A 6,642-nucleotide genomic window follows, 5' to 3' on the forward strand; every position below is an offset into this window, starting at 1 on the left:
CCTTCACGCTCGGCACCGGAGTGAGACCTGCAAGCTTGAACTTGTCAACCTCCCTCCCCGAGTAGCGGCCGCAGATCCAAACCTTCTGAAGGAGGTCGAAGGTCGGCACGTTGACAACGAACTCGCCAACCTCCCGAAGGTTTGAGAAAGTGTGCCTCTGCGGAGCGACACTGAAGGCTACGTACTTGGGGTCAAAGCTGATCGGCATGAAGAAGGAGAACGTGGCAACGTTCGGTTTACCGCTACCATCGCACGTGGTGATCAGCACGGTGAGCCTGGGATACAACAGTCGACTGATCCGGTGCGACACGGGTAAGACGGCCCGTTTCTCTTTCAAAAGCTTTTTGCAGGGAAAGGCAAAATAGGGGGTGGGGTAAGGGGTACGCGTGAAGGACTGCATCTTCCTAGTGGCCCTCTCCGTAGCTGTGCCGCTCTCCTTCATAGCAGCTGCCGCCCTGCTGGCGGGCTGGTTCAACATCGTAAACAACGCTTTGAGCGACTTGGGCCACGCGACGAGGAGCAACGTTGCCCCCCTCTTCAACTTCGGATTGAGCGCTGGCGGCGCCCTCCTCATCGTTGTCGGAGTAACCTGTGCCGCGGCGAAGTCGAAGCTCATCGGCTACACGCTCGCGGCCTCCGGCTTCATCCTCATCCTGATCGCGGTTTTTGACGAGGTTTACGGCCGACTCCACTTCTACGTCTCAGTGGCCTTCTTCGTCTCCCTCGCAGTACTGCTAGCCGAGTACGCAGTCCTAAAGCGGGGAGTCAGAGCCGTGCTAGCGTCGCTCGCCATCATAGTCGGAGTCGCCTCGTGGGTGCTCCACCTGTACTACGGGATCCCGCCGGGAGCAGCGATACCGGAGCTAATCTCGATTGCCGTCGCATCGCCCTTCTACATCGACTTCGTGCTGGGTAAGGGCGGGGAGTAGCTCAGCTTATCTTCCGAGGTTGCGGGTCCACCCCCGGAGCAGCAACTGTTTATTAGCGTTGAAGGCTTCTCAAAAGCGTGGATCTCAGCTGCGTCGCTGAGGAGCTTGGCGGTGAACTCGTCTCGTGCAAGAGGCTGGGTGGGCTTGCGAACGAAGCGTACCGACTGGAGGTTCGCGGGAGTGGGGGCATCGCACGCTACGCCGCTAAGGTCTACTTCGGCCGCGATGCGAAGCTAAAGGCTGTTAGGGAGTACTCCCTCTACGCTGTCGCCCCCTCCTTTGGGCTGGGGGCGCCTAAGGTTGTCCTCAAGGACTTCGAGGGGCGCTTAGTAGGCCGCCCCCTCCTTGCGTGGGAGTGGATCGAGGGGGTGAAATGTGAGGATCAATTGAAGAAAACCCTGTTGACGGCTAGGCTCGTTGGGGCGGGGCTAGCCCGCTTCCACGAAATCCCGTACGAGAGGGTGAACGTTGCTCCGCCCGCAGAGGGGTTCTGGATGAGGGAGATCGAAAGCGTCAGGTTCCTGCTAAAGCTCTCCAACCTGAGCGTCCACCCCAGCCTTCTGCAGCCTCCGGAATCGGAGGAGGTGGCGCTACTTCACGGCGACTACAACCCGGGGAACCTGCTCCTCTCGAGTGGGAAGCTCTACGTGATGGACGCGGAGAGCTTGAGCGCGGGCGACCCGCTCTACGACGTCGCGTACGCCTTCGCCTTCCTCTGGGCGAGCAACGTTCGCGCCGCTGAGAAGTTCGCAGCGGAGTACTTCGCTCTAACTGGGCGGGAGACGAGGGGGTTGGCCAAGCTGGTTAGGCTGGTGGCCCTGAAGCTGTACTGCATGCTATCCTTCCCCGCGATGAGGAGCTACTTGCGTTGGAAGCTGGGTGCCGCATACCCGCTCGCGGAGCTGCTCTTCCTCAACAGGTTCAGGAAGCTGCTCCTTGAGCTTTCACAGCCGGGCGGGCTGCTGGTCGGCGAGTAGCACGTTGGCTGGCCGCTAGAGGGGTTGGATCGGAGTAAAGCTTACCTGACTCGAGAGGGGTGGTTCCGCGCAGTGATCGAGAGGGTTGCGGAAATCCTCGCGCGCTCGCTGAAGCTCAACTTCAAGCTGGAGGGTGGGTACGCGCTGCTGTTCGACGGGGCTGGCCGCATCCAGCTCTACCTGTTCGAGAGGGAGCCCTTGCCCCGGCTCGGCCTCTTCGGCTACTACGCCGCGCACTTCATCGAACTCTGGGAGGGGGAGAGGCTGCTCGAAGGCTACAGGGAGGTTGTCGAAGGCGATGCGCTCATGGCTGCAGCAGCCAGAGTGCTTCTGGGCGTCGGCGAGCCGGTCGTAAGGGTTGGCAGAGTGAGGGGCAAGTACGGCGACCCCCACGTCTCGAAGTTCTTCGAGACAAGGAGGTTTCAGATCATCAGGGAGGTCGTGCAGGTTGGGACCGCTTCAATCCCACCCCGCATCGCACCCGGGGATTACGCGTGGGACCTGCCGGATGAGGTCTGCAGCGGCGGCGTAGTCGGCTACCTCGACGGCTTCTGGGTAACCTTCACCAGCGGGAGGATCGGCTTCGTGAGGGGTTTGAGCGTCTACAGGGATTGCAGGATGGTAGCCGGACGGGCAGAGTACGAGTCGATGGGCGACCTGGAGGAGCGCGAAATCAGCGGCTTAAGGCTCAAGAAGATCCCCTACCGGCTCGCCGTCTCCCTCCTCAACGCCAGCGAAGCTGAGTGCTGCGGATTCAAGGTCACGGAGATGTACGGGCCAGAGAGCTGGGAAACCCCATTGTGGAAGAAGGTGTACGACCGATTCGAGGTCGTCCTCCGCCCCCTACTCTTCCAGCGGTACGAAGAATCCTGCACAGACGCTTGATTAAGCGGGAGCGCGCTCTCGTGTAAGCAGCGGCCACCGTAGCGCCTCGAAAAGAAGCGCTGCCGCGGATCATTCGGCGCACCAGGCTGGAACAACGGGTTTCGCGAGCTCGTTGTGGTCTCAACCCTCCAGCACTCGCTTGACCTACGCTCCCCTTGTGCACCTTCACCTGATTGGGTACCTCCCGTACTTCCTGCCGACTTCAAGCATCGCCAGGTAGTTCTCCAGTTTCACGTAGTTTGCCACGCTGTTACCGCAGCCCAGCGCGTAGCCGCCACCGGGAGCGCACTTCCGGAGTACCTCCTTGACGTACTCGACGAAGAGGTCCGTGGGCATCCTTGCGAGCTTGTCCATGTCCACCCCGCCCAGCAGCGCGATTCTATCGCCGTAGAGCTCCTTGTACTCGGTCACCGGGTAGGCAGCATCCTCGAAGGAGTGCTTCGCGTCGATCCCCACGTAGCTGATCAAGTCCTCCATGATCACCTTCAGGTTACCGCAGGAGTGGAGGATGAAGGGCTTCCCGCAGCGGTGCACGGCGTCCGCGCACCTCTTCTGCCACGGGAGGACCAGCTCCCTGAGGGCGTTGGGCGAGATCATTGGGCCGCTCCTGAAACCCATGTCGTCGCCCATCGTCAGGGCACCGACCCTCTCGCACTCGGCGGCCGCCTTGCAGAGCTCCTCGAGAACGCGGCCCACCCTCTCGAAGAGCTCCCTCACGAAAGCACGATCCCTGTAGAGAGCCCTCGAGAACGGTGCAAAGCCCATCAGCCAAGTCACATTCTCAAAAACGCCGCCGGGGGTTAACGGGATGAAGGCCATTCGCTCCGGCAGCAGTCTGGAGACGACGCCGTAGTAGACCATGAACGTCTCAACAACCGCGCTCGGATCGGGCCACGGGTAGTTCTCCAGGTCCTCGCGCTTCTCTATCGTACCTCTGAACTCGTCGTTCCAGGCCCTCTTGGGCCTGCGGAGCGGCGCGGTGTCGTCGGCCAGCAGCACGTTAGTCCGTGGGAAGGGGGTCGGTATGGACAGCGTGACGTAGTCGTAGCCTAAACCACCGTAGAAGCGCACCAGCACCCTCACGTTGTGCTCAACCGTTCTCAAGAGCTTGGCCCTTCCATCGGGAGAGCTCAACTCGGATACTGCCTCGTGGACGCTCGCTGGCCCCGGCGCCAGTTTTTCACCCGTTAGAGCCTCGACAACCTCCGCGTCGGCGTAGAGGTCGTAAAAGGGGACCCTATCGGGAGGCTCCTCGAGGTGAAGCACCGAGAGAAGCCGCTCAAAGTTCGACTCCGACACGAATTAGATTGGGGGAGCACAGTTAAAACCCTTTGGTGGGATCCCCAAGCTGAGGGATGAGGCACGTCGAGCTGAACCGTGATGCGATTGGTCTTTGCTGACAACCGCTCGCGCTTGAAGGTCTGCGCTTGGGCTCACTCGAGCTTTACCGCATCACTCAACTTGCTCGCTGCTACGCTCAGCGTAACGTAGTCGCCGACCCCCTTGACGTGGGTCGGGCTCACCGAGCCTCGCGGTCTAAGGGAAAAGCGTACCCCGATCGCTCTGGCGGCGTCACGGCTTAAGCGGAGGACGAGCTTCGTGACAACCCAATTCTCGATCTCGAGGTCCTCGATCCGGCCGATGCTCACCCCGTCCTCAGTGACAACCTCCTTCCCTATTATGTCCTTCACCCGCACGATCAATCCGCCCGCCTACGAGAGACCTTCTCAACGCTTAAAAGTTGCGTGGAGGGGGGAGTACATGCGAAGCTTGTTTAGCGATGCCAGGTACGCCTACGAGCTCGCCCTGCGCTTGTCCTCTGAGCCGCGCTTCACGGGGAGCGAGGGTGAAGCTAGGGCGCGCGAGCTGGTCGTGAGGGAGCTGTCCAGCATGGGCTACGACGTCAAGCTGGAGCCCTTCAAGGTGAAGGTGTACGAGATTCGGAGGGCGGAGCTGGAGGCCCTCGAGCCCGAGCGGCGCAGCGTTGAGTGCGCCGGTGTGGGCTTCAGCGGCGAGACGGGTGAGGAAGGGGTTGAAGGCGAGCTCGTCTACATCGAGGGGGGCGATCCGGCGCTCGTCCCGAGCTCCACGGGCTGGATCGGTCTCGCCTCGGCGAGGCCCGACAAGGAGGGGTGGCGGAAGCTGGCCGGCAGGGCTTTGGGCCTCGTGATCGCCGAGGGCTCGCCCCACAGGCAGCTGAGCCGAGTCGACGTGCCCCACGAGTGGAGGGAGAAGTTCGGCAACCTGCCCGCAGTCTACGTGAGGTACAGCGACGCGCTGAAGATGCTCGAGGCTAAGCGCGCAAGGCTCGTCCTGGTCCAGGAGTACAGGGAGGTGGAGGCCTTCAACGTGGTTGCTGAGAGGCGGGGGTCGAAGTACCCGGATGAGGTCGTGTACGTGACGGCGCACCTCGACAGCGTTTACGGTGTGCGGGGCGCCGTTGACAACGCGGGCGGCTCGGCTCTCGCGGTAGCCATCGCGAGGGCCTTGAGCAACGTCCCCCTCAAGCGGACGCTCCGCTTCGTCCTCTTCAGCGGGGAGGAGCTTGGGCTGCGCGGCTCGCTGGCCCACGTCGAGGCGCGGAAGGATGAGATGAGGAACGCCGTGCTCGTCGTGAACCTGGACGTCCACGGCGGGGCAATGGGGACGACTAGAGCGATCGTCACAGGCTCGAAGAGCCTGCGCCATTCGATCGAGTTCCTCGCGAAGAAGCTGGGAGTAAAGGTGGAGGTGAGCGAGGACGTGATGTCGAGCGACAGCGCGAGCTTCGCGAGGTTGGGCGTCCCCTCAGTCAACGTGTTCCGGGCCAGCGGCGCCAACGCCGGTATGCACACGGTCGAGGACTCGCCCGAGCTGCTGCACCCCTCATCCTTCGAGCTCCCCGGCCTGCTCGCTCTCCACATCGTCAGGGAGGTGGCCGACGCTGAGGAGGTTCCGTTCGAGCGCGAGATACCGGAGGAGGTGAAGAGGAAGGTGGACGACTACTTCAGGAAGAGGCTCGGGATTTTCGAGTAAGCTTAAACAGCAGAGCCGCGACAGCTAGCCCGGCGCCCACCGCAGCGGTTAGCACCAGCAGGACGGTGAACCCCTCCCCCTTCCTCGCCTGAACCTGGGGCCCTCTGGCGGAAGACACTTCAACCTCGATGGTAGCCTCTTCGGTCGCCAGCTGGCCCGAAGCTGACCACGCCTCAACCCTCACCTTCACTAGCCTTCCAGCTGCGACACCCCGCAGCTCGACTCTCTCGCCGGGGCCGATGTAGGGGAGGAAGACAGCGTGAGAAGTGCGGTTGATCGGCAGCGTGTAAGCGTGGAAGCCCGCTGGCTCCACCGCTACCCCCACCGACGCGTTGACCACGGTCAACCGGGCGGCCACGATCGGCTCCTCCCCAACGTTGCTGACGGCCACAACGATGGCATTGCCCTCCCCCGCCAACTCGACTCTAACCCTTGGGGCCTTCCCGATGGGCGGCTCCCAGCCCTTGTAGCGGGCCACGTACTCCCTCGTCATGCGGAGGTACTGGAAGCCGTACTCCCTGCTCGGCTCGATCTCCGTCCCCTCGTGCCACTCGTTCCACGAGCAGATGAGGATCATGTCGGGCTCGCTCGCGATCGCCGCCTCCCACGTCCGCCTGTAATAACCGCCCTCCTCCCTCGCGACGTAGGCGCCGGGCCTTCGGATCTTCCTGTCGTCGTAGCCTGGGTTGACAGTTGCAGCCCAGAGCTTCCTCACAGCCGCGCCCTCCCCCACGCTGATGAAGGACTTGACGAGCCTCGACTGCTCCGCGTACGTGGCCGCGTGGTCCCTTACCCAAATCGGGTTGTACGTGTGCAGCCCGTCGAAGACGGTCAGG

General features: G+C 62.5%; 8 protein-coding genes. 4 read left to right on the forward strand and 4 right to left on the reverse strand.

Annotated elements, in window-relative coordinates:
• The coding region (locus QXF46_08845; protein MEM0226966.1) for a flavin reductase family protein at window positions 1–310 on the reverse strand (310 nt) is incomplete at its 3' end.
• A 76-nt stretch (window positions 311–386) separates the two neighbouring features.
• On the opposite strand from QXF46_08845, the gene QXF46_08850 reads away from it, so the two are divergent.
• The 3 genes from QXF46_08850 to QXF46_08860 all read left to right on the forward strand — a co-directional run bounded on the left by QXF46_08850 (window position 387) and on the right by QXF46_08860 (window position 2,791).
• The gene (locus tag QXF46_08850) at window positions 387–929 is read left to right on the forward strand and encodes a DUF998 domain-containing protein (protein MEM0226967.1); all 543 of its coding nucleotides are present in this window, start codon (window positions 387–389) and stop codon (window positions 927–929) included.
• A gap of 77 nt (window positions 930–1,006) precedes the next feature.
• Window positions 1,007–1,906, forward strand: coding sequence for a phosphotransferase (locus QXF46_08855; protein ID MEM0226968.1), 900 nt, complete (start codon window positions 1,007–1,009; stop codon window positions 1,904–1,906).
• Between the two features lie 24 nt (window positions 1,907–1,930).
• Window positions 1,931–2,791, forward strand: coding sequence for a hypothetical protein (locus QXF46_08860; GenBank protein MEM0226969.1), 861 nt, complete (start codon window positions 1,931–1,933; stop codon window positions 2,789–2,791).
• A 165-nt stretch (window positions 2,792–2,956) separates the two neighbouring features.
• Here the strand turns inward: QXF46_08860 and QXF46_08865 are convergent, their stop codons facing one another.
• Both QXF46_08865 and QXF46_08870 read right to left on the reverse strand, forming a co-directional pair.
• Window positions 2,957–4,090, reverse strand: coding sequence for a uroporphyrinogen decarboxylase family protein (locus QXF46_08865; protein MEM0226970.1), 1,134 nt, complete (start codon window positions 4,088–4,090; stop codon window positions 2,957–2,959).
• 134 nt (window positions 4,091–4,224) lie between these two features.
• A complete protein-coding gene (locus tag QXF46_08870; protein ID MEM0226971.1) occupies window positions 4,225–4,488 on the reverse strand; it encodes a PRC-barrel domain-containing protein in 264 nt (87 codons plus the stop codon).
• A gap of 64 nt (window positions 4,489–4,552) precedes the next feature.
• On the opposite strand from QXF46_08870, the gene QXF46_08875 reads away from it, so the two are divergent.
• Window positions 4,553–5,806, forward strand: coding sequence for a M28 family metallopeptidase (locus tag QXF46_08875; GenBank protein ID MEM0226972.1), 1,254 nt, complete (start codon window positions 4,553–4,555; stop codon window positions 5,804–5,806).
• Here QXF46_08875 and QXF46_08880 read toward each other — a convergent pair.
• Window positions 5,778–6,642 (reverse strand): glycoside hydrolase family 99-like domain-containing protein (locus QXF46_08880; GenBank protein MEM0226973.1); only part of this gene is annotated, 865 nt, incomplete at its 5' end. The genes QXF46_08875 and QXF46_08880 overlap by 29 nt on opposite strands.

The sequence above is a fragment of the Thermofilaceae archaeon genome (assembly GCA_038731975.1).
Classification (GTDB): domain Archaea; phylum Thermoproteota; class Thermoprotei; order Thermofilales; family Thermofilaceae; genus JANXEW01.